At 61.0% G+C, this 20,614-nt stretch carries 17 protein-coding genes and 3 pseudogenes; 6 read left to right on the top strand and 14 right to left on the bottom strand.

Features of this window, described 5'->3' with window-relative positions; genetic code table 11:
- Window positions 1-76 precede the first annotated feature (76 nt).
- On the top strand, window positions 77-1,453 hold the full coding sequence (locus NJ75_RS14055) for an IS1182 family transposase (RefSeq protein ID WP_039335504.1): 1,377 nt from the start codon (window positions 77-79) through the stop codon (window positions 1,451-1,453).
- A gap of 190 nt (window positions 1,454-1,643) precedes the next feature.
- Here NJ75_RS14055 and NJ75_RS23810 read toward each other — a convergent pair whose 3' ends face one another.
- Both NJ75_RS23810 and NJ75_RS14045 read right to left on the bottom strand, forming a co-directional pair.
- A complete protein-coding gene (locus tag NJ75_RS23810; protein WP_082013393.1) occupies window positions 1,644-2,414 on the bottom strand; it encodes a lytic transglycosylase domain-containing protein in 771 nt (256 codons plus the stop codon).
- Window positions 2,415-2,522: 108 nt separating this feature from the next.
- Entirely contained in the window at window positions 2,523-3,455 is a 933-nt protein-coding gene (locus NJ75_RS14045; protein WP_039335502.1) for a nucleotidyltransferase and HEPN domain-containing protein, read from the bottom strand.
- A 361-nt stretch (window positions 3,456-3,816) separates the two neighbouring features.
- Here NJ75_RS14045 and NJ75_RS24390 point away from each other — a divergent pair, with 361 nt between their 5' ends.
- The 3 genes from NJ75_RS24390 to NJ75_RS14035 all read left to right on the top strand — a co-directional run bounded on the left by NJ75_RS24390 (window position 3,817) and on the right by NJ75_RS14035 (window position 6,384).
- Window positions 3,817-3,954: a benenodin family lasso peptide gene (locus NJ75_RS24390; protein ID WP_169745724.1), complete on the top strand. Its 138-nt coding sequence runs from the start codon at window positions 3,817-3,819 to the stop codon at window positions 3,952-3,954.
- A gap of 55 nt (window positions 3,955-4,009) precedes the next feature.
- Window positions 4,010-4,648 carry a lasso peptide biosynthesis B2 protein gene (locus NJ75_RS14040; protein ID WP_169745723.1) on the top strand — a complete coding sequence of 213 codons (639 nt, stop codon included), beginning with the start codon at window positions 4,010-4,012 and terminating at the stop codon, window positions 4,646-4,648.
- 161 nt (window positions 4,649-4,809) lie between these two features.
- Window positions 4,810-6,384, top strand: coding sequence for an asparagine synthase-related protein (locus tag NJ75_RS14035; protein ID WP_156135806.1), 1,575 nt, complete (start codon window positions 4,810-4,812; stop codon window positions 6,382-6,384).
- Between the two features lie 31 nt (window positions 6,385-6,415).
- On the opposite strand, the gene NJ75_RS14030 is transcribed toward NJ75_RS14035, so the two are convergent.
- The 8 genes from NJ75_RS14030 to NJ75_RS13995 form a co-directional block, all read right to left on the bottom strand.
- Window positions 6,416-8,521, bottom strand: a complete 2,106-nt coding sequence (locus tag NJ75_RS14030) for an Atxe2 family lasso peptide isopeptidase (protein ID WP_169745722.1) — start codon at window positions 8,519-8,521, stop codon at window positions 6,416-6,418.
- Between the two features lie 38 nt (window positions 8,522-8,559).
- On the bottom strand, window positions 8,560-11,106 hold the full coding sequence (locus tag NJ75_RS14025) for a TonB-dependent receptor (RefSeq protein WP_052242498.1): 2,547 nt from the start codon (window positions 11,104-11,106) through the stop codon (window positions 8,560-8,562).
- 107 nt (window positions 11,107-11,213) lie between these two features.
- Window positions 11,214-12,254, bottom strand: coding sequence for a FecR family protein (locus NJ75_RS14020; protein ID WP_156135805.1), 1,041 nt, complete (start codon window positions 12,252-12,254; stop codon window positions 11,214-11,216).
- Window positions 12,226-12,756: an RNA polymerase sigma factor gene (locus NJ75_RS14015; protein WP_039335492.1), complete on the bottom strand. Its 531-nt coding sequence runs from the start codon at window positions 12,754-12,756 to the stop codon at window positions 12,226-12,228. The genes NJ75_RS14020 and NJ75_RS14015 overlap by 29 nt, the downstream gene beginning before the upstream one ends.
- A gap of 234 nt (window positions 12,757-12,990) precedes the next feature.
- Complete coding sequence (locus tag NJ75_RS14010; protein WP_039335490.1) at window positions 12,991-13,602, bottom strand: GntR family transcriptional regulator; 612 nt, start codon at window positions 13,600-13,602, stop codon at window positions 12,991-12,993.
- Window positions 13,599-14,465 (bottom strand): phytanoyl-CoA dioxygenase family protein, encoded by an 867-nt coding sequence (locus NJ75_RS14005; RefSeq protein ID WP_039335488.1) that lies wholly within the window; start codon window positions 14,463-14,465, stop codon window positions 13,599-13,601. The genes NJ75_RS14010 and NJ75_RS14005 overlap by 4 nt, the downstream gene beginning before the upstream one ends.
- The gene (locus NJ75_RS14000; protein ID WP_039335486.1) at window positions 14,462-15,079 is read right to left on the bottom strand and encodes an acyl-homoserine-lactone synthase; all 618 of its coding nucleotides are present in this window, start codon (window positions 15,077-15,079) and stop codon (window positions 14,462-14,464) included. The genes NJ75_RS14005 and NJ75_RS14000 overlap by 4 nt, the downstream gene beginning before the upstream one ends.
- A 108-nt stretch (window positions 15,080-15,187) precedes the next feature.
- The gene (locus NJ75_RS13995) at window positions 15,188-15,946 is read right to left on the bottom strand and encodes a LuxR family transcriptional regulator (protein ID WP_039335484.1); all 759 of its coding nucleotides are present in this window, start codon (window positions 15,944-15,946) and stop codon (window positions 15,188-15,190) included.
- Window positions 15,947-16,343: 397 nt separating this feature from the next.
- On the opposite strand from NJ75_RS13995, the pseudogene NJ75_RS23805 reads away from it, so the two are divergent.
- Window positions 16,344-17,152: pseudogene (locus NJ75_RS23805) on the top strand (IS3 family transposase); the annotation flags it as partial.
- 209 nt (window positions 17,153-17,361) lie between these two features.
- On the opposite strand, the pseudogene NJ75_RS13980 reads toward NJ75_RS23805, so the two are convergent.
- Window positions 17,362-18,657, bottom strand: a pseudogene (locus NJ75_RS13980) (IS110 family RNA-guided transposase).
- A gap of 153 nt (window positions 18,658-18,810) precedes the next feature.
- Between NJ75_RS13980 and NJ75_RS13975 the strand changes: the two are divergent.
- Window positions 18,811-19,170, top strand: a pseudogene (locus tag NJ75_RS13975) (integrase core domain-containing protein); the annotation flags it as partial.
- Here the strand turns inward: NJ75_RS13975 and NJ75_RS25430 are convergent.
- From NJ75_RS25430 to NJ75_RS13965, 3 genes are all read right to left on the bottom strand, one after another.
- The gene (locus NJ75_RS25430; RefSeq protein WP_082813155.1) at window positions 19,157-19,396 is read right to left on the bottom strand and encodes a winged helix-turn-helix transcriptional regulator; all 240 of its coding nucleotides are present in this window, start codon (window positions 19,394-19,396) and stop codon (window positions 19,157-19,159) included. The pseudogene NJ75_RS13975 and the gene NJ75_RS25430 overlap by 14 nt on opposite strands.
- A 122-nt stretch (window positions 19,397-19,518) precedes the next feature.
- Entirely contained in the window at window positions 19,519-20,238 is a 720-nt protein-coding gene (locus NJ75_RS13970) for a methyltransferase family protein (protein WP_082013388.1), read from the bottom strand.
- A complete protein-coding gene (locus tag NJ75_RS13965) occupies window positions 20,235-20,498 on the bottom strand; it encodes a DUF2933 domain-containing protein (protein ID WP_039335480.1) in 264 nt (87 codons plus the stop codon). The genes NJ75_RS13970 and NJ75_RS13965 overlap by 4 nt, the downstream gene beginning before the upstream one ends.
- Window positions 20,499-20,614 lie beyond the last annotated feature (116 nt).

The raw sequence follows: 20,614 nt of genomic DNA, 5'->3' as shown, positions 1-20,614 counted from the left end.
GATAGTGTTGAAAAACTCAGCCTTGCAGTAATCGCGCAGTCCTGATTCACTGGCCCTGTCATGGGGAGACAGGCTGATGATGGGTGCTCGGACTGTGATGCAGGAGGCGCTGTTTTACAGCTTCAGCCTGGAGGACCATGTGCCGCAAAGCCATCTGCTGAGGGCGGTTGACCACTTTGTGGACCTGAGCGGCATTCGGGAGAAACTGCGGCCATTCTATAGCGAGACGGGCCGCCCTTCGATCGATCCTGAACTCATGATCCGGATGCTGCTCATCGGCTATTGCCTGGGCATCCGGTCAGAGAGGCGCCTGTGCGAGGAAGTGCATCTTAACCTGGCCTATCGCTGGTTCTGCCGCCTTGGCCTTGACGGGGCTGTGCCGGATCATTCGACCTTCTCCAAGAACCGGCACGGCCGGTTCCGTGACAGCGATCTGTTGCGGGAAGTGTTCGAGATGACCGTCACGCGCTGCATTGAGGAGGGATTGGTCGGTGGCGAGGGCTTTGCCGTCGACGCCAGCCTGATCAAGGCCGATGCGAACCGGCAGCGAGGCGTACCCGGCGAGGACGGCTTGCCCCCGAACATCGTCAATCATGCTGCCCGCGAGTATCTTGAGGTACTCGATGAAGCAGCGTTTGGCGCGGCATCGCCGGCTACTCCCAAATATCTGTCGCCCGCTGATCCTGCGGCGCGCTGGACAAGCGCCCATGGCGGGCAAGCCTTCTTCGCTTACAGCACCAACTATCTCATTGACTTGGAGAACGCCGTGATTGTCGATGTTGAAGCTACCACGGCCATCCGCCCTGCCGAGGTGACGGCGCAGCGAACGATGATCGACCGAACACAGGAACGTTTTGGCATCTGGCCCCAGCGTCTGGCCGCCGATACCGGTTATGGCGATGCCGCCAATATCGCCTGGCTTGTCCATGAGCGCGGCATCGAACCCCACATCCCTATTTTCGATCACGCGAGGCGCCGGACCGGAAGTTTCCAACGCGACGAATTCCGCTACGATCACCAACATGATCTCTACGTATGTCCCGGCAGCAAAGAGCTGCTCCCGCGCCGCAGGAACTTTGCGGCGCTGCGGGGCGATGTCGATCAAGACGGATTTATCCGCTACCGCGCCAGCAAACATGACTGCGAAGCCTGCGCTCTCAAGCCGCAATGCTGCCCCGGACAGCCCAACCGCATAGTGCCCCGGTCAATCCACGAGGGTGCACGGGATCTGGCAAGAGATCTGGCCAAAACCGACGCGTATCTTACATCCCGCCGCGAGCGGAAAAAAGTTGAGATGCTGTTTGCCCACCTCAAGCGCATTCTCAAGCTCGACCGCTTGCGCCTGCGAGGGCCGAACGGGGCAAAGGACGAGTTCCTCCTTGCCGCCACCGCTCAAAACCTCCGCAAGCTGGCAAAGCTGATCCCGATGCCCGCCGCACCGGCGCTCGCATAACCGGGGCAGGCCTTCCAGACCGTTGCCAAGTTGACACTACCCTCGATCCCAGCGGTGGGTTTTTCAACACTATCGGTCGGGAGCTTCCGTTGGTGCCGCCTCGCTTAAACGGCCGCTAACCCGGTTTCGCGGTCCGTAAGCTGCCCTTCCGGATCGTCCGCAATCATCGCCCTACACTGCGAAAGCTCTGCTATTTGAAGGTTGCCAGGACAGCCGCGCTCCCAGTCGATGGACCGCTCGCCCTCAGGGTTTGTCGCTGTAAGATTTCGCCGTGAAGGGCGTGCCTGGCGATCCTCTCCCAATTGTTAAGAACGGATCGAACATATGTCTCCGTCTCGCTGATGTTTGGAATGCGGCCTTCACTGAGCGCCCGACGCTCTGGACCTGCATTGTACGCTGCCAGCGCAAGGTCAATTCTGCGGAACCGAACCAGCTGGTTGCGCAGATAGCGGGCTCCGCCGCGCAGATTGCTCATCGGCTCAAATGGCCTTGCAACCCCCATCGCATCGGCTGTTCCGGGCATGATTTGGGTCAGCCCTTTGGCGCCTGCCCTGCTGATGGCCAGTGTTCTGTAACCGGACTCCTGGGCTACCACCGCCTCTAACAAGCTTGGCGAAATGCGGAATTCGCAGGCCGCTTTCGCTATAGCGGCAAAATGCATCTGCCGGCGTCGTTCGACCTTGGCAGAGAGCCAAGGAGCCGGAACATACGGCGCGGAAGGACAGGAGGAAGAGGCAGGTTGATACTGCGCTGGTGTCGTCCGCGGATCGGCTGTGGTGCGAAGAAAGAAGCGCAGTGACCCGTCTACAGGACTGCTGGAACTCGAGGCCGACCTTGATTTGCGCAGGTCGTCAACATTAGCAGATGTTGTTGGCGCAAAAACCATCAGCTCGACAGATTGCGCATGCGCAGACGGGGCAAATCCGAGAGCCGCCAGACCAAGTGCCAGATACCGCAACATTCACGCCTCCACAGGCGTGCCGGCTCGGCAGGGATTGCGCGAGGAACATCTGACGCGATCCGGCCAATCAAGTCAAACCCTGTCGCGACCAATCATCGAAATCACGGCTCAGGCCGTCTGCCTCGGGACCTGTGCCTCGAGTTCGGCTATGCGCTCCGAACAGATCGCATAGACCACGCGACCGAGTTCTTCGACCTGCTCTGCGAGCCAAGCCAATTCCTCGCCAGAAATACGGTAATGCTTGGAATAGCGCGCCTTCACATAGGCTTCCTTGAGCTTCTCGAACATTCCGCGCTGCTTGCGGTTGTCTGCCGGCCACACATGGACAAGCCGCCGATCGAGCCGCTCGGCCTGAGTGCGCAAGAAACCCAGATTGTGCACGTGCGGTGTGTAGAACGTCACCGTGAGCAAAACACAGTGGTACAGGCTCTCCGTGGTCTGATGCAAATCGAACGCAGCTTGCTTTTCATATCCCTTATCCAGCAGAAATTTCGCGCTTTCGAAACGCCTCAAGGAATTTGGAAACCACTCTTCAAAATACTCCCGTGCCATCGTCACCGCCTGCTGCGGTGTCTTGGGCTTGGGCTGATGCAGTTCCTCCTCGTCCGCCTGGTAGAGCGCGATGCCGTCCCTGGCGACGTCGATGAAGAAGTAGCGCCCGTGCGCCAGCCCATCGTTGACCTCGCCCAGGGTGTGGACGATGAAGTTGACCGGCGTTTTGAGCGTGCCCGTCACTCCGTACTCTCGCATCAGGCGCTCATCGAGCCGTGACCAGTACTTTACCCGGTCGGTCAGCCGCGCATCGTTGACGATGATCAGCAGGTCGTAGTCGGACTTGTAACCCTTGGCGGTGTGCGGCTCGTCTACCCACCCACCGCGCGCATAGGAGCCGTAAAGTACGACCTTGAGGATCCGGCCCTGTTTCTTCCATCCGCGGCGCGCGAGAGCAAAGCTGTCTTCAAACTCCTCGAAAACAAGCTGCACGACGCGCTCAAGCTCACGTCGCTTGTGTGCTGGAAGATGATCGAGAGCGGTCCGCATCGTGCCGCAAGCCTAGCAGCAATTGGCCCGCAATGCACCAATATGAATTCTGTTTAACACATTGTATTCTATCAATTTATCAAGAAGTGTGCTTCTTCTCCGGGCAGTTGCAGGGCTAGATGCAATTGAATTGCGTTGCGCTGCTGCTCCTGAGTGACCGGGTCGCCGCTGCGCATGTCCAGGCCGAAAGGCTAAAGGCTGCGGTGTGGGTCCCCAACGATCCGTTTCATGTCCCGGTCATTTCATATCCCTGCCCCAAGCTGCTCAAAATAAAGCCATTATAAAATGGCTGGCAGTGCCGGTCGGGATCATCCTTGGCCTGCGACAATGGAGTCGCGTTTAGCCAAGAAGGATGAAGATCATGACCCAAGACACGCCCCGCGAGGACACCCTGATCGATCTGGGTGAAGCCTCGACCACAACCAAGGGCCAGGCAATCGTCGAACTCGACGTCAGCGGTGGCAACCTCCGGTTCCTCCCGGGCATCGCTGCCGAGTGACCGGCTCGGGCGCATGTCCCAGTTTCAGGGCATGCGCCCTTCGGCGCAGGTTCCCATGACCACTCCCCTCCCCACATTGAGCTTCTGCGTCATCGAAGAGACCGCGCTGTTTCTCGATCTGGCTGGCGACCGCTACTTCCGGTTGCCGGAAGCTGCCAATGCCGCTTTTACCGCCAGTCTGTTCAATGGCGTTGCACTTGCCCCCGCATTGCAGTCTGCCGGACTTGACCAGTTCGTTTCACTCGCTCCACTTCGCCCACAAGGGAGTGGCATCGTCACCCGACAGGCAGCCGATCTGCGGGGATGCGGCTTCTCGCCTTCCCTGATGGCTCGCGCGCTCTGGGAGCAGCGTGCTATCGAGCGAAGGCTGGCCAAACGTGGCTTGCACATGGTTCTGTCAGAGTTGCGTTCAGTGCTGTGCTCGCGGCACGTGAGCAGACCTTTCGGTGCGGAACACACCGCACTGGTGAAGGCCTTCGAGGACGCTGGGCTTGTTCGAAGCGCAGTCAACCGATGCTTGCCCCGCTCGATCGCGCTTGCCCGCCTGATGGCGAGATCGGGCTGCGCTTGTCAGGTCATCATTGGCGTCAAGCTCCGGCCCTTTGCCGCCCATTGCTGGGTACAGGCCGGTCACTTCGTACTTAACGAAAGCGTGGAAGAGTCGGCGCGCTACACGCCGATCCTGATCCTGTGAAACCGATCCGCTTTCTGCTGACCTGGCCGGAAGCGAGTGCGGGCAACATCGAGCGCATCGCATTGTCGACCGGTTCCACGTTCCGTGTTTCAGGACTCGATGGTCCTCGCCTGTGGGCCGAGCACGAGGAGCACGTTCTGGACGCTGGCGAACGCGGCGTCGTGATCGGCTATCTGTTCGAGAGGACGACCGGCCGACGCGTCACCCGCCTGCCCCGAGAAATCCTGCAGTGTCCTGACGCATCAAGCTTCGCGACATGGCTTACGCGAGAATATTGGGGCGCATACGCAGCCCTTCTTATCGACGGGCCGCATTTGTGCGTTTACCCGGACCCGTCAGGACTGCTGCCGGTTTTCCGGTCGAAGACTGCGGAGGGCCAGGCCTGTACGAGCGACGCGACGCTGCTGCATATGCATTCCCTCACCAAAGCCCGCGTTTCCTGGTCTGACCTCTCCTCGCATCTCCAACGGCCGGATTGGCGCGGTCAGCGAACCTGTCTTACCGGCATCGAAGAAGTGCCCGCCGGGCACATGACGTCGTGGACCAAGGACGGCGCAACGTCGGTGGCCGTGTGGCATGCCACCCAATTCATGCCGGACAAAAAGACACGACCTTTTGACGAACTGGCCTTTGAATTGCGCGCGACCGCGCAAAGCGTCATGCGGGCGTGGGGAAGCGTATCTAGCCGCCTGCTGGTATCAGCCTCGGGCGGAGTTGATTCCTCGCTGATCGCCGCCGCGCTTGCGACGACCGGTAAGGACTTCGCCTGCCTGACGATTGCAACGGGCGATCCCAGCGGTGACGAGCGCGTGCCTGTGCGGATGCTTGCCAATGCGTTGGGCGTCGAAACCATCGAGGCCCGCTACGATCCCCGCATGGTCGATCTCACCGTTCCGGTTTCGCTTGGGTTTGCGCGCCCCTCGGGCAAGGCGTTCATGCAGGAAGTCCGGCGCCAAGCAATCGAAGCCGCTGGCCAGTTTGGGGCAAGCGCGGTTTTCGATGGCAATGGCGGCGACAATCTGTTCTGCTATCTGCATTCTCCGGCGCCGATCCTCGACCGTTGGCGCAGCGAAGGCCTGTCGCGCGGCACGGCGGCCACTTATCTCGACATATGTCGGATCGCGCAAACGACATTGCCAGCCATGGCACGGGCTTTGGCCTTGCGGGCGCGGCGCGGAGCTCGACCTGCAGCCTGGACGGCTGATCGGCGATTGCTGGCAAGCGATGTGCCCGCCTGTGACGCGCCGGCTGCAATTCAAGACATGGCACTGGCGGTTCCGTTCAAGCATCCGGGCAAAGTTGAGCATCTGGCGTTGATGCTGCGGACGCAGAACTTCATCCATTCCGCCGGCGGTCCTGCCGACCTGTTGCAGTTCTCACCCTTGATGAGCCAACCCCTCGTCGAGCTGTGCCTGTCGATCCCAACATGGATCTGGTGCCAGGGCGGAATCAATCGGGCACTGGCCCGTGCAGCGTTCTCACAAGAACTGCCCGCTGCCATCGTACGCCGTGTATCCAAGGCCGGTCCCGACAGCGTCATGCGCGTGATCTTCGCCCAGAATCGGGCGCTGATCCGGGACATGCTTCTCGGTGGCCTGTTGAGGGCCAACGGACTAATCGATGCAGTCGCAATTGAGCAGGCCATTGCCAGCGACCCACATGGAGAAGACCCGATAATCTACCGGCTGCTGGACTTTGTCGAAGCCGAAGCCTGGGCGCGCTCTTGGCAGCCTTGATCTCCAGCGTGGCTCACAATTCCCCATCTGATCATTTGCAGAGAAGAGCAGCGGGCGCAGGCGCGCCTGGCATGGCCTTCCAGCGCTCGTACTGATCGCGCTTGTCGGGTGAGCAATCCATCTCTTGCATCAACCAGAAGCGAAACCAGTCGACCGAGCGCTCGTAGATCGCAAGCCGATGCGCTGGCTGCCATTTGAAATGCGGCTCATTCTCCAACACGATCATCTCGATGGCCTTGCCCTGCTTGCGCAAGGCAGCAAAGACATCGAGAGCCGCCTCGTATTCGCTGTCGCCAGTCTGGATCAGAATCGGTGCCTCAATCCTGTCAGCGTTGAGCACCAACGACATCGGCTTCCAGAACTCTTGGCCGCCCCCCTCGAAAAAGCGATAGCCCATTTCACGCCCGAACCTCTCGAAATACGGCCCTGCCGCCAGAGGATAGGACACCATATCCTCGCAGCACGCGCCGAGGCTCGCGACCTTGAACAGCTTCGAATTGATCAGCGCCCATTGGGTGGTCGACGTCCCATCGCTGAACCCGCTGATCCCCATCCGGTCGGCATCGACAGCGCCTGTGGCGATGGCCCGTGCAATGGCCATCTCGAGCGAGGACTGCACACTTCGGCGATCGAGCCAGTCGGTACGATTGCGCGCGCGCAGTTCGCTCTCGTCCTTTGCTTCCATGACCCAGGCCGGAAAATCGGGCCGGGCAAAGCTCAGCACCGCAAATCCCTTCGCGGCGAGCACCTGGACAGGGACTTCATCACCGGTGCCGCCGCGAAGGAATCCGTCGCTGCCGTACTGGACGACAACGAGGGGGTGCTTCTGCCCTCGCCCGTGATCCGGCGGGAGCACGAGGTCGGCGAAACTTTCCACACCATAGGCATTGCGAAACCGCAACCGCTGGACCGTGCCAAGTCTGAACCGCGACCAGTCGGAGTTCGGATCGTGGAGAAGGCGCTCACGACCCGTCGCAGGATCAATCGCGACGAGGCGGCGCGGTCGCGCGGCACTCTCGCGCGCGCAGACAAGCTCCGGTCCAGGCATCGTGCAGCCGATCAACGCATCCTCGGTCACGAAAACACGCTTTGGGCGAGGCCAGGACACGTGCCAACGCAGCAAGCCCGTCTGGCCCTGCCCCCATCCGGTTTTCTGCAGCACATAAAGGTCACCACTATTGGCTGACCACCACAGGTGCCGCCCGCCGTCGCAGAGCGCCGTGTCACAAAGCCGGGTTGCACCGCCTGGCAGTCGCAGGACAAGGCGTGTCGGCGCGATCAATCGACCGGGTGCCTTGCTTTCTATCCAGGCTGCGCCGCCATCCGCTCTCCTCGTAAAACCCCGCGCGCCGACCGGGATTTCGTCGCCAAGACTGTCGCGCCGGTTCGCGAAGGCACTGATTTCGGCATCAGTGGCAGGGCGCACAAGACCAGCATCGTCTACCGCGGTATACGACGTGATCATCGGCCCCGTGGGCATGGGACGATCCGCAAACTGCGGCGAGAAGCGATCGTCGAACACAAAGCCCGTCCGCGCCTCGGCTGCAATCTGCGCGTTCATTTCACGCAAGGACGGCCGCGTTTGCGCAATGAGTGCCTTCCCGTCCGTGCTCCAGCGGAAATCCTCGACATCGTCGGGCAGTGCCGTTGCTTGCCTCGCCGGAGCGTTCCCGGCTGCCTCCACGGTCCAGACATGAGTCTGTTCCGACACGCGCTTGAGAAAGGCAATACGCTGGCCATCCGGAGACCAGCGCGGGGTGATGACCTGAGCGTACCCTGCGCCGACAACGGGGAAATTGCGCAAGGCGAATGTCGCGCGGATGAAAGCGCCGCCGCGGTCGATCTCTCGCGGCGGCGCTCCCTCCCTGGCCAGGCTCGCGACCATGAGCTTCTGGCAGAAGGCATTGGCTTGCGGATTGGCCCGGCGCACAACAAAGGCGATCTGCTTCCCGTCGGGCGATACGCCAAATGGGCTGGCAGATTCGTTGGGATCCGAACGCCCGATATCGGCTAGAGCCGCCAAATGGCCGGACGTGAGTTCGCTGCCCTTGTCCTTGCCTGGCCTCAAGGCTTCCGCTTCAAGCGACAGGCAAGGGTCGACTGCTGCAGACCTTTCGGGGACGGAAGGCCCGGGCATGACAGCCTGAACCAATATGAACACCGCACCGGCCAGCATCACCATCGCCTCGACAAGCCGAGGGCCACAAATCGGCCAATCGGAGAGAAGTTGGTCGAGTCATAGGGTGTGTCGGTCGGCCCCGTCGTTCGAATGATCTGCGGCTTCTTGTTGGCGATGTTGTTGACGACAAGCGACAGGGCCAGACCCGGTTCGCCACCGGCACCGGCAATCGCGGTATAACGGATCGCAAGATCGACTGTCGCTTGTGATGCAATGCGCACAGGCGTCGCGAAGCGGCGATCGGCAAGCGCACCGGTGTAATTGACATAGGCCGAAGCCAGAACCTCACGCGACTGGTAAGCGACGCTGCCGCGAACGCGGAACTTCGGCGGATTGAACAGGGTCCCCGCAAGATCGGCCTCGGGCAACGCCGCGTTGACCTGTTGGCCGCTGTCGAGCCACGAGCCGGAAAGATTCGCCGTGAGCGAACGACCCGATCCCAGGTCCTTGCGCCAGCTGAGAGACGCATCGACCCCTTTGATGTTCTGGATGGCGACATTGAGATTGCGATTGTCGACCAGCGCGACGACTGCGGCGGGATCATAGGGGCGGCCTGTAAAGTTCTGCAGACCGAGCTGTGCCCCTTCTATGAGCTGGCTCAGTCGACCTGCATCAAGGTCGCGATCAATCAGTGAAGCGTAAGCAGGATCGGTAAAGGCAGCTGCGATCGAACCGGCAATGGGCTGGACGACCCTGTCGCGATAACGGATGTCGAAATAGCTCGCTTCGAAGGTCAGGTTTGGCACAGCAGCAGGGCTGATCACAAATCCGGCCGTCCACGAACGCGCCCGCTCGGGCTTCAGGACAGGATTGCCGCCGCTGGTATAGAGAACCGCCTGAGCGCCTGTGCCGGCGCCGAAGGCTGCTGCAGGCAGAAGGTAGGCCTGGTACCCGACAAATTGTTGGTACAGCGTCGGCGCCTTGAACGACCGCGCCCACGAGGCCTTCAAGGTGACGTCGTGCACTGGAGCGTAGATCAGGCCCAGTCGTGGCGTCGCAACCTGTGCCATGCCCGGGTAGTCTTCGTAACGCATTGCGGCTGACAGGCTGAGCCGGTTGATCCCGGCGATGCCGTTTTCTGAGGCAACAAAGGGCAGGAACACTTCCCCGAATCCATAGACGCTGTGGCGCGACACATCGAAGGCCTGTGCCAGCGTCCCTCCGACAACCCGCGTGAAGCTCATGCCATTATCGCGATAGCCGCCGCCGATGGCGAGGCGAGCGGGACCACCGGCCAGTGCGAAGAGTGGGCCGGTAGCATTGACTTCTGCCGAAGTGGCATCGTTGCAGTAGCAACCCTGGGTTACCGTGGGCGTGCTACTCGAGGGGGTGGAGGTCGTATGGTAGCGAGTGCGGTCGCGCCCGAAGGCTCCCAGGAGCTTGATGCTCCAGTCACCTCCTGCTTCCAGTCGCAGCTCTGGCGCGATGGAAAACGTGGTGACCCGCGGCGCGAACAGATAGCGCGCAGATGTGGTACCGCCGATCGTACGCGATCTCCGCCTGGAATAGAGCACATCCATGCTGAAGGTGAGGCGCTCACCCAAATCCTGGTAAAGCGTCATCAGCGCGGCGTGCCGCCTTTGCTCCGGGTACAACGACGCCCGGGCGTCGAGCGAGGATGCGTAATTGCGCTGCTCGGCAGAAATGGCGGAATTGTGCGCATAGTCGTAAGCCAGCATGGCGCCGCCGGAGGACCACTGCGTGCCGCCCACGACATCGGCTTGCTGGCGAAAATAGCCGCCATCGGTTGCGGCGCCGATCTGCGCGGACGTTGCAAGGCCGCTATAGTTCCGCCGCAGGATCACATTGACGACACCGGCGACGGCATCCGAACCGTAGAGGGCCGAGGCACCGTCGGGCACAACTTCGATGCGCTCGAGCGCCGAAACCGGTATGGCGGAGATATCGACGCCACCAAAAGCCGAATCGTAGGGCAGTCTGTGGCTGTTGAGCAGCGTCAGTGTTGCGTCTGGACCGAGGCCGCGCAGATTCGCGCTGGCTGCCGAGTTGACGTTGGTGTTGATGAGGCCTGCACCTGTTCCGACCCCCGGGTTCTGGCCACCTGCAAAGTTCTGCGGAATCGCCCGCAAAGCCTCGCCGGTATCGGTCTGCCCGGCAGCGACGATGGTCTCTCGCGATAACCTGATCACCGGCGCTGCCACTTCGGCACCACGGATCAAGGACCCCGTGACGACAATCGACGCATCGGCATCAGCGGGGGATGCGGCCTTGTCGGGCATGGTAATGACGATCGTACGGTTCGAGAAACTTGCCTGTAGTCCAGTTCCCGACAGAAGCCTGGCCACGGCCTGTTCCACCGTCATCCTTGCGCGTAACGGTTCGACCCGACGACTGCTGACAGCCTCGGCCGGAGCATAAACCTGCCACCCCGCCTTGGCGGCAACAGCCATGAGTGCTGCACCGAGATCGGTCTCGGAGATCTCGAAATCATAGCGCGCTTCTTGCGCCTGAGCGGGCGTTGCGATCAGCACGGCGCATGCGCCGCCAAGCAAACTGGCAAGCAGTCGGGGTGAGCAGATCATCGATAGTTCCCTCATTCTCGTTGACCCGGTTGCGCGAGAGCAGCCGGGCGATGAGGGCAATGACGTCGGGATCTGCAGGGACCCTAGTTGCAGTTGCAAATATTTCTTCAGGGTCGATCGATGTAGAATCCCTCGGGACGTTCCGTGACTGTCAGGGCGAATACGCGCCCCAGGTTTAGGGCGACCGCGGATGGATCAACGATCCGGAAGCGACCGGAAATGCGAAGTCTACCAAGCGCAGGATCCGAAAGAATGATGGGCTTGGCGGCGTAGCGGTTTACGGTGTGCAAGAGGTCAGCCAAAGGGACACTGCGATACTGCACCCACCCTTGTGGCCAATCTCGCTCATCTGCAGCAAAGCGCGGCTGCAGCGGCTCGGCCCGGCCTCTCGCAAGACGCATGGACAGGCCTGTGGGAAGCCCACGCCCGCCGACGACATAGCCTGCGCTTTGCAGGACGGGCCGCGTCATGGCCTCTCCTGCATAGAGCTGCACATATGGCGCCTTGCCACCGCTCCAGCTCACATCGAAGATGCCGTTTCGGGAGATTATCTCGCTGTCGTCCACACGCACCACCCATTCAGTCCCACCGCCGGGAAGACGCAACTGGGCACGTCCCTTGACCACGGTGACAACTGGCTCGCCGTCTTGCTCTTCGAAGTGCACTTCAGTCGCAGAATCCAATGCAAGGCTTGCGCCTTGCTCGAGTTGCACGGTGCGCATCGTGCCATGCCTGGTAGCGAATGTGGTGGCACGCCCATCTGACGCAGTCTGTTGCAGCTTGAGCAGTGGTCCCCTGACAACACCTGTGGCAAGGGCGACAGCGACACTTGTCGCAAGAGCGCCCCCAATCCATGAACGGGTATCCAGACGGAGAAGCGGCGGCCGACGATGCCGCGGCGCGGCCGACCTCTTGAGCACCTCAGCTCCATCAAAGGTGGCAGCCACCTGCTCAAACGCCACGCGGTTCAGCTCGCTTGCGTCGCGCCATTTCACGAAATCCGGACGGTGTCGATCTGGATCAGGCCCCCTCAATATGACAAACCAGTGCGCGGCCTCGTCGGTGGCGACCGCGTTGCCTTCGCTGTCGGCTCCCCCCTCACCACTCATCGCTGAAGGCTCACCTGTGCACTGCGAGACGTTTGGCAAGATGTGCAAGCGCCTTTGACATGTGATATTCGACCCCCGCAGGGGTGAGGCCTGTGGCCAGAGCTATCTCCTGATAGGTCAGTTCATCCACCCGATGCATCAGGAATATGTCGCGCGTCCTCGTCGGCAGTGCCGCCAGTGCCGTCTCGTAGCGTAACTGCAACTGGGCAGCTTCAAGGAGCGCTGCCTGATCGGCAAGATCGGGCGAATGCTGCGCTTCGTCGAACTGGACTTGCGGCCCTCGCCGCTTTCGAACACGCAACGTGTCAATCAAGAGGTTCTGGGCAATCCGCCAGAGATAGCCTGCGGGGTTCTCCAGGCGCTCACCCTGACTTTTGCCCAAGGCCCTGACAAAGACATCCTGGACCAGGTCTGCGGATGCGTCTGGCCCTGCCTTCCAATCGAAGTAGCGCTTCAACCTGGCCTGCTCTTCGCGGTACGCCTGGTCGAGCGTGCTGTCGCGTGGCGACGTCAGCGCAGGCGAAAATCTGGTAGGAGACACATTGGCACCGAAGCCGGCATGATCCTGGCAGCCCGGCAAGGTCGTTGCCGACTGCGTTCGGAGTCAGGTCTGTGCCGGCCTCACGTGGCGATGACCGACCACCGGTCCATCAGGACAGGCGTGCTTGATGCCTGGCGGAATTGTAGTCCGGGCAGCTATGCCAGCTGTTCGTGCTGCCTAAACAGAAGATGGCGCGATTGCAGGGACTTGGCAATAGTCGATGACCAATCGGCGTCAGCTTCTGGTCGGATGAGCTTGCTGTAACATTGCAACGAGGCGTGGCGCCGCAGAAATCCGGCGCTGATGATAACGCCGCATCGCAACCGCAGTTTGCCGACTGGGTGAGTTTATCAACATGGCCTCGAGATCTGCGACTTCCTGTTCAGCGTCGCGCAAGACCTCGGCCTCGATCCGCCGGAAAGGATGAAGGCGATCATTGAGCGACTCTATTGCGTCCGCCAGGGCCTCGTTGCGCGCGGCTGCGGCGATGCCGCTAAACAAAGCACGCGAGCGCAGGGCGAGGTCGGGTTCGCCGGTCCCGATATCAGTGATCCCAGCTTGGCCCGTGCGCTTCACTGCGAGGCCCACCAGCGAAAGGTTGAGCTCCAGGAGGTCACGAAGGTCGAACGTGCAGAGCCGCGGCACATGGAAGCCGAAACCTGGCCTCAGGTCCACCATGCGCTCGCCAACAAGGCGATTGAGACTGTCGCGAACCGGGGTCATGCTGACGCCTACCAGATCGGCGATCCGCGCGCTCTCCAGGCGAGAGCCTGGCGGCCAGGCTCCATCCAGCAACTTTTGCTTGATGGCCGTGTATGTCGGTTCGAGGACATGCGCCGGGCTCATCGCTGTGCCCCCTGCCCCCGCGCAAATTCCGAGAGCATTGCAGCCTGGTCGGGTCGTAGTGCATCGACCGCACCGAGCTTGCCTCGCCTGCCGCGATTGAGCAGCACGGACGGGCATTGTCCTTCGTAGTTTCCAAGATTGGGGCGGTGCTGAGCATAGCCGACAAGCGCCGCAAGTTCAGGCGAGAATGACCTTGCGACCTCTGGCGGATAGGCCAACCACATATTCTCGTATGGTTTGAGCCAGCCCAGACTGTACCCGACAACGATCGCGCGGCGGACGCCCGAGGAGCGGTTTGGACCTGCGCCATGAAGCGTCGAGCCCAGAAAGCATATGGCAGAGCCAGGTTCGCACTCCGTGATGACGGGGTCTGGAAGCTCCGAGAAGTCAGTTGGCGGATTACGATGCGTGCCGGGGTATATCCGAGTGGCACCGTTTTCAGGCGTGAAGGGATCCAGAGGCCAGACCACGTTCAGGAGATATTCGTGCGCCCCCTTCACCCCGGCCCACATGTCGTGGTCGCAGTGAGGGAATTGCTCGAGTTCGCCCGGGTGGATTGCGATGGCCTGTGCCACGTTGAGCTGGATTCTGTCACAGGCGGCCCCCAGCACCGCCTGCGCCAGGGCGAGCACAGTGGGCTCCATGACGATTTCCGAAGCCCGCGTCGATCGGCGCAGCAGGCTGCCGAAGCGCTTGGTCCGATAGCCATAGAAATGACCTTGGCCGAATGGGGTCGTTCTGAACGGGACCTCCAAGTCTCTAGCCAGATCGGACAAGATTCTCGGCGAAAGAAGCTGCGGGATGACGCAGTAGCCTTGCGCCATCAGCTCATCGAGCCATGGCTCGATTGTGATGGGCGTCATGCCGCTCCTCCCCTCGCGGCGGGCATTTCGATAATCGGCTCGGCAAAGCAACCTGCCTGCTTGAGCCCTTCAAGGGTATTCCCGTCGATACTGATGTGCAGACCGACGAGCATTTGCCCATCATGTGTTACAGCATCGCCAAGCGCCCGGCATTGCCACCCGAATGTCCGGATTTGCCGATACCAGGCAAGGCCGGCGACACCGGTATAATCCGTGACACCGTTTCTCAGCGCGTACTGGACCAGCGCGGTCACGAGCTCGTTGCGCGCTACCTTGCGCTGTGCAGCCGTCAGCCGCGGATCAAGGCAGAAGCGGGTTATTTCCCGGGTCGCAGGTCCGGACGGAACTGGCCCGGGGCATAGCACCGGAAACATGTCGCGCAGGATGTGGGGGGTATCGGTGCGCAGCAGCCTGGTCGATGCCCGATGCTCACCGTTCTCATCGAGCAGGATCAGGTAATCGGCATGCTGGTTGTCGAATTGATCAACCTCGTACTTGCCGGCAAGGACTGGCAGATCCCAGCGCAGGAGGTCGATAAATACCCGCTTGCGGGCGGCAAACATGGTGCGAAAGGCGTGGGCTTCATTCGCTGCGGCGTCAGTGAGGTTGAGCATGGGGCCATCTCCAGGTTGGGATGGCGCATCCAAACAGCGAGCGGACGTTCGCGGTATTCCCAGATCTGGGAATGGCGGAACTTAAAAAAGCTCTTCCCGGCGATCCTCTTAATCGAGGAGGTTGTTCCACCAACGCAGGAGGTCCGGAAAGCTGATCAGACCGTCATAGAGGGCGCAGAGGATGAGCGTCTGGCCACAGTGGACGTTGTAACGTTCTCGGGCATCCTTGAGGTGCTTGCGAACGGTAAACTCGGTGACGCCCATGATGATTGCAGCCTCTGCTGCCGTCTTCCCTCTGGCGGACCACAAGACGCATTCGCGCTGCCTGTCCGAAAGTGCTGGCCTGCAATCGTAGTGGCCCAGCCCTGCCAGTCCACGTGCGGCCGCTATCGCGATGCCTCCAAGCAGCTCAGCCACTTCCAACCGCTCACGGGGGAGTTCAGTTCTTGGGCCGACCACGAAGGAGCATGAGCCGCTGCCTTCGCCGGGTATGTGGCGAGGCACCGTGTATCCGTCTGCGACGCCGACGTGGCGACCAACAGACAGCATGCGATGATCGCCACTCGTCATGGGGATCAGCCTCGCAACGTTGCGCCATTCGAAGCCCAGCAGTGCCCTATCGCAGGCACGGCGCACCGGGTCCTGTCCCGCGAGGTCAAAGCAAACATACACCTCGGCCCATTCTGCCGGATAGTTGTGCATCAAGACCGACTTTCGCTCCTCAAAACGAACCCGCGGCTCATAGGCTACTGCGAAATGATCGAACCCGAGTTCTCGCGTGATGTGCGCGAGGCAGTCCGACAAGGAAGCTGAAGTCTTCGCATCGATCAGGTAGGGTGCAAATTCGCGAACGAGCGACAAAGGCATGCCTGACAATCGGCACCCCTGACGTAACCCAACCCGTCAAGGATGAACCGCCCTGCAACGCCCAGACCCTGGTTCCATGCCAACGCCTGCGGCTGTTTAACCAACGCGCTAGGCCGATTAGTGCCGAGCGTGCGTCCAATATATCGCGCATACCAACCGTGATCAACCGAAATAGTTTAAAGGACCTTTAGTTCACGTTGGGTTTGAGATGTCAGCAAGCTTCTCCACTTAAAAAAGTATTACTGCAAAACTGCACGAACTTGTGTCAGTGGATTATATTTTGAAGTACCAAATTCGAAGAATCTCGAGGCATCGTCCCCCACTCAGAGGATCTGACCTGCCACGGGTAATTACCTCTAGTTGCGATTAGAGTCCGGCCTGCGGAAGGACGGACGAGATGAAGCGCAAGAGGTTTACAGAAGAGCAGATCATCGGGGTGCTGAAGGAAGCGGAGGCGGGAGTGAAGACCGCCGACCTTGCTCGACGGCACGGTATCTCCGAGGCAACGATCTACAACTGGAAGGCCAAGTATGGCGGCATGGAAGTGTCGGAGGCGAAGCGGCTGCGTTCGCTCGAGGACGAGAACGCCAAGCTCAAGCGCCTGCTGGCGGATATGATGCTGGACAACGCCGCGCTGAAGGATCTTCTATCAAAAAATTGGTAACGCCCGCTGCCAGGCGCAGAGCAGTCGCTCATCTCGCGGATCATCACGGGATGAGCGAGCGGCGGGCGTGCCGTGTCATTGAAGCTGATCGCAAAAGCGTTCGCTACCAGTCCCGGCGGCCGCCGGAGGCGGAGTTGCGCGCCCGTTTGCGCGAGCTTGCCAACGAGCGGCGCCGGTTCGGCTATCGCCGGCTGCACATCCTGCTGCGGCGGGAAGGAGAGCCTTCGGGCATCAACCGCGTCTACCGGCTCTATCGGGAGGAAGGCTTGGGCGTGCGCAAGCGTCGAGCCCGGCGCGGGGCGGTCGGCACACGGGCTCCGATCCTTGTGGAGGCCCGGCCCAATGCCCGCTGGAGCCTAGACTTCGTCCATGATCAGTTCGCCTGCGGCAGGCGGTTCCGCGTGCTCAACATCGTCGATGACGTAACCAGGGAATGCCTTGCTGCCATCCCCGACACGTCGATCTCCGGGCGCCGAGTAGCGCGCGAACTGACCGACATCATCGCCTGGCGTGGCAAGCCGGGCATGATCGTCAGCGACAACGTCCTAGGTCGGGAAGCAGCGGCGAAAAACGGCCAGCAGGTCTCGTTGCGCCGATGGTGATCGGCGCTGGTTGCGTTCTGATCCAGATGGCTTCCATCGTCAAGGAATGCGCTCTCGGCCATAGCAAACACAGGATCCAGCGGCCGCTCGGGTCGTGGTCCTCACCGTCCTTAAAATGAGATGCGGATGCCAGATGGAAGGCCCGAACATTATCTACAGGGTCGCCGTAGCGCCCTCACGGCACGACAGAGAGGGGTCCTTCCATCTGGTGTCCGCCCGTTCGTCGAACGGACGGTACTCGGCTCCCGTCTTGATGACAGCGTGCGCGACGCGCGCCATCTTGGCGGTGAGTGCGGTCATGGCCTTGCGGCGGCGATCAGGGTCGTTTCCATGGCTGGCAACATAGCGACCAAGCTTGTCGCGGAAGCTGTTGTCACGCTGACGGATGGCGACTTGAGTTGCCATCCAGAAGGTGCGGCGTAGCCGGGCGTTGCCGTACTTCGAGAGCTTGGTTCGCCCACGGAAAGTGCCCGACTGGCAGGTCGCGAGGTCAAGCCCACAGAACTTGAGGAACTGGCGGTGGTGCGCAAACCGGCGAAGGTCGCCAGCCTCGGCAAGGATGGTCAGCGCGTTGATCGGTCCGATCCCGGGGATCATGCGCAGGAGCTGATAATCGCGGTTCTCGCTGAGCAAGGCGTGAGCGGTGCGCTCAATCTCATCGCGCTGCCGGATGAGGCTACGTGCTTGTGCGATGACCATGCGGAACATGGCGATCGCTACGGAATCCTTGTCGACCGGCAGTGCCACCGAGGCGCAGGCGGTCTCATAAATATCGTTGATTAAGCGGGCCTTGGAGACCTTGCGACCGACGAGAGACCAAGCCTCGCGCGTGAAGTCTTCTTGGCCGAGCGCTGTCATGCTGGCCGGAGTTGGGAAGCGTTCGAGCAGGGCAGAAACCAGTCAGACCGGCTGTTGCCGGCGAAGCGCTCGATCTCAGGAAAATACAGCGGCAGATAGTGTGTCAGGATCCGATGCCAGGTCTGGGTCTTGGCTTTGGAAATGGCTTCATGGGTCTTCGACATCTCCTGCAGGTCGTTGATCCCGGCGGCCAGCGGATCGACGTAACGCTGGGTGGCACCGATCCGCAGCATATGCAGGATCACCTGCGCATCCTTGGAATCGTTCTTGTCCCAACCATTGTGCAACGCCTCGCGGGTGCGAGCCAAGGCAACCGACGAAATCAGTCGCAGCTCGAAACCTGCCGAGAGCAGCCGATGCGCCAACGTGCGATGGTAGTTGCCGGTCGCCTCGAAGCCGACGACGATCGGGCGCCCTATGCTGCTGAGCTCGTCGGCGAGGCGATCGTAGTCAGCCTTGGTGGCCATGATCGTCATGCGCCGGCGGCGGCCGCCTTCGGGGCGTTCAATCAATACCTCCTGCCGGTGCTTCGACATATCGATGGCTACCAGCACGGCGTCGGCGGGGGTAGAACTGCGCTTGGTCATGGTCGGTCCGTCTCCAAAGGGTTGAGTCGACAACTTCACTTTAGAGACCTGCTGGCCGGTCATGGCCGCCTTGATGAAGCCGGCGGGCGCTACGCGCTCTTGTCTTCATCAAGGCATCGCGGCCCTCAAAGGAGCCGCTTCCCAATGTGCTACGGCACCGAGTTCACCGCCAATGCGATCCTGGCCTGGTGCAAGGACCACGAGATCGAGTGGCACTACATCGCGCCGGGCAAGCCAATGCAGAACGGTTACGTGGAATCCTTCAACGGGCGGATGCGGGACGAGCTGCTCAACGAGACGCTGTTCCACGGCCTCGATCATGCCCGTGCCGTGATCCGGGAGTGGGCGGAGGATTACAATACCTGCCGCCCCCACTCCTCGATCGGATACCAGACCCCAGCCGGCTACGCAGAAACGATCTTTGCAATGGGGTCAGGCATGCCTGACCCCATTGCAAACAAGGCGCCGAAAGGCATAACCGCAACCGCCGCGGCTCTAATCAGGGCTGGATGAAAATCCCGTGGCAGGCCAATACGGCTTCCAGTTCCCTTAGACGCGTCGTAAGCACATTGGCACTAACCTTGGGGATCTCCCGGCGAAGCGACGTGAAGCGTAATTCCCTACTACTGAGCGCGACAAGGATTTGCAGCACCCAACGGCCTGTAAGAGTTTGAAATATGACATCGGCTGTCGCAGGGCTTATTGCTTTATCGGGCGCGCGTTCTGACTCGATACACATCAAATTACTCTCACATTGTTCGGGCAAGTCCCGCAGGAATTCGTCAGCGCCTTCGCACGAGGCTGAGTAGCGACAGAACCTACCGCCCTAGAAACAGCAAGATTTCTCGATTTTCCGTGGCGTTAGCGCTTTGGAGCGTCGAGCTCGCTGACGCCTCGGACTGGTTTGTCGGCCGCGCTTACCTGCAGACTGGCTGGTCCCGCCGGAGCCCGCTTGCACCGCGGAATGAACGCGGGGACGCGGCGCATATAATCGCGGTAGCTTTCACCAAATTCCGCAAGCGCAGTCTTTTCTTCGGTCCACGCCAGCCTGAAATACATCACCACGAGCACCGGGAACATGGCGAGCGTCAGCAGAGTCGGCCATTGCAGCAGGAAGCCAAGCATGACGAGGATGAACCCGACATATTGCGGGTGGCGTACCTTGGCATAGATTCCTGTGGTCGCCAGCTTGTGAGCGCGTTGGGCAGCGTGAAGTGGCGCCCAGCCGGCCGAGATCAGCCAGAAGCCCGCGCCGATCAACACAAAGCTGGCAATGTGGAACGGCCCGAAATGCGGGTTGACGCGCCAACCGAACATCATCTCGAGCAGGTGGCCGGCGTCGTGGCTCCACCAGTCGATGCCAGGGAAATGCGATTGCAGCCATCCTGAGAGCACGAAGATCGTCAGCGGGAAACCATACATCTCGGCAAAGAGGGCGATGATGAACGCGCTGAACGCTCCGAAACTGCGCCAGTCGCGCTTGGTCGCCGGCTTGAAGAAGCTGAATGCGAACAGGATGAACACGGCCGCGTTGACCAGAGCGAGGCCCCACAGGCCATAGCCGTAATCGGTATGCGTCATCGCGACTCCCCCTCGGCACGCTCATTGGAATTGGCCGGCAGGCCGGTCGGGAGCTGATTGGGCTCGTGGCCATGTTGATGGCCGCCATGACCATGGTGCATGAACAGGTGCATGAGCGGACAGGCGAGAAGGATCAGATAGGGCAGCACGCCGAAAAAGTGCGCGGTGTGCTCGGTGATTAGGAAGAAGCCCGCTACCAGCAGGAACCCGATCAGGACGATCGTCCCGCGTTTGCGCATTCGATGGTCTTGATCGTCCATATGCCACTCTCTTCTAGCCGATGCGCCGCCAGGTTAGGCCTAAGTCCCGGGAGCAAGGTATAAGTAGAGACCGAAGTTCGGAAGAGGCGGCCAGCGGTGGGCGTCGAGATGCGTCG

The organism is Novosphingobium subterraneum (assembly GCF_000807925.1).
Classification (GTDB): Bacteria; Pseudomonadota; Alphaproteobacteria; order Sphingomonadales; family Sphingomonadaceae; genus Novosphingobium; species Novosphingobium subterraneum.
This window is presented reverse-complemented; position numbering and strand designations above follow the sequence as displayed.

Bases quoted from the DNA above. Each gene is read 5' to 3' on its own strand.
- NJ75_RS14045 (WP_039335502.1), bottom strand. From the start codon at position 3,455: ATGCGGACCGCTCTCGATCATCTTCCAGCACACAAGCGACGTGAGCTT.
- NJ75_RS23810 (WP_082013393.1), bottom strand. From the start codon at position 2,414: ATGTTGCGGTATCTGGCACTTGGTCTGGCGGCTCTCGGATTTGCCCCG.
- NJ75_RS14055 (WP_039335504.1), top strand. From the start codon at position 77: ATGATGGGTGCTCGGACTGTGATGCAGGAGGCGCTGTTTTACAGCTTC.
- NJ75_RS14040 (WP_169745723.1), top strand. From the start codon at position 4,010: ATGACCACTCCCCTCCCCACATTGAGCTTCTGCGTCATCGAAGAGACC.
- NJ75_RS13965 (WP_039335480.1), bottom strand. From the start codon at position 20,498: ATGGACGATCAAGACCATCGAATGCGCAAACGCGGGACGATCGTCCTG.
- NJ75_RS25430 (WP_082813155.1), bottom strand. From the start codon at position 19,396: ATGTGTATCGAGTCAGAACGCGCGCCCGATAAAGCAATAAGCCCTGCG.
- NJ75_RS14010 (WP_039335490.1), bottom strand. From the start codon at position 13,602: ATGAGCCCGGCGCATGTCCTCGAACCGACATACACGGCCATCAAGCAA.
- NJ75_RS13970 (WP_082013388.1), bottom strand. From the start codon at position 20,238: ATGACGCATACCGATTACGGCTATGGCCTGTGGGGCCTCGCTCTGGTC.
- NJ75_RS14025 (WP_052242498.1), bottom strand. From the start codon at position 11,106: ATGATCTGCTCACCCCGACTGCTTGCCAGTTTGCTTGGCGGCGCATGC.
- NJ75_RS14030 (WP_169745722.1), bottom strand. From the start codon at position 8,521: ATGCCCGGGCCTTCCGTCCCCGAAAGGTCTGCAGCAGTCGACCCTTGC.
- NJ75_RS24390 (WP_169745724.1), top strand. From the start codon at position 3,817: ATGACCCAAGACACGCCCCGCGAGGACACCCTGATCGATCTGGGTGAA.
- NJ75_RS14005 (WP_039335488.1), bottom strand. From the start codon at position 14,465: ATGACGCCCATCACAATCGAGCCATGGCTCGATGAGCTGATGGCGCAA.
- NJ75_RS14000 (WP_039335486.1), bottom strand. From the start codon at position 15,079: ATGCTCAACCTCACTGACGCCGCAGCGAATGAAGCCCACGCCTTTCGC.
- NJ75_RS13995 (WP_039335484.1), bottom strand. From the start codon at position 15,946: ATGCCTTTGTCGCTCGTTCGCGAATTTGCACCCTACCTGATCGATGCG.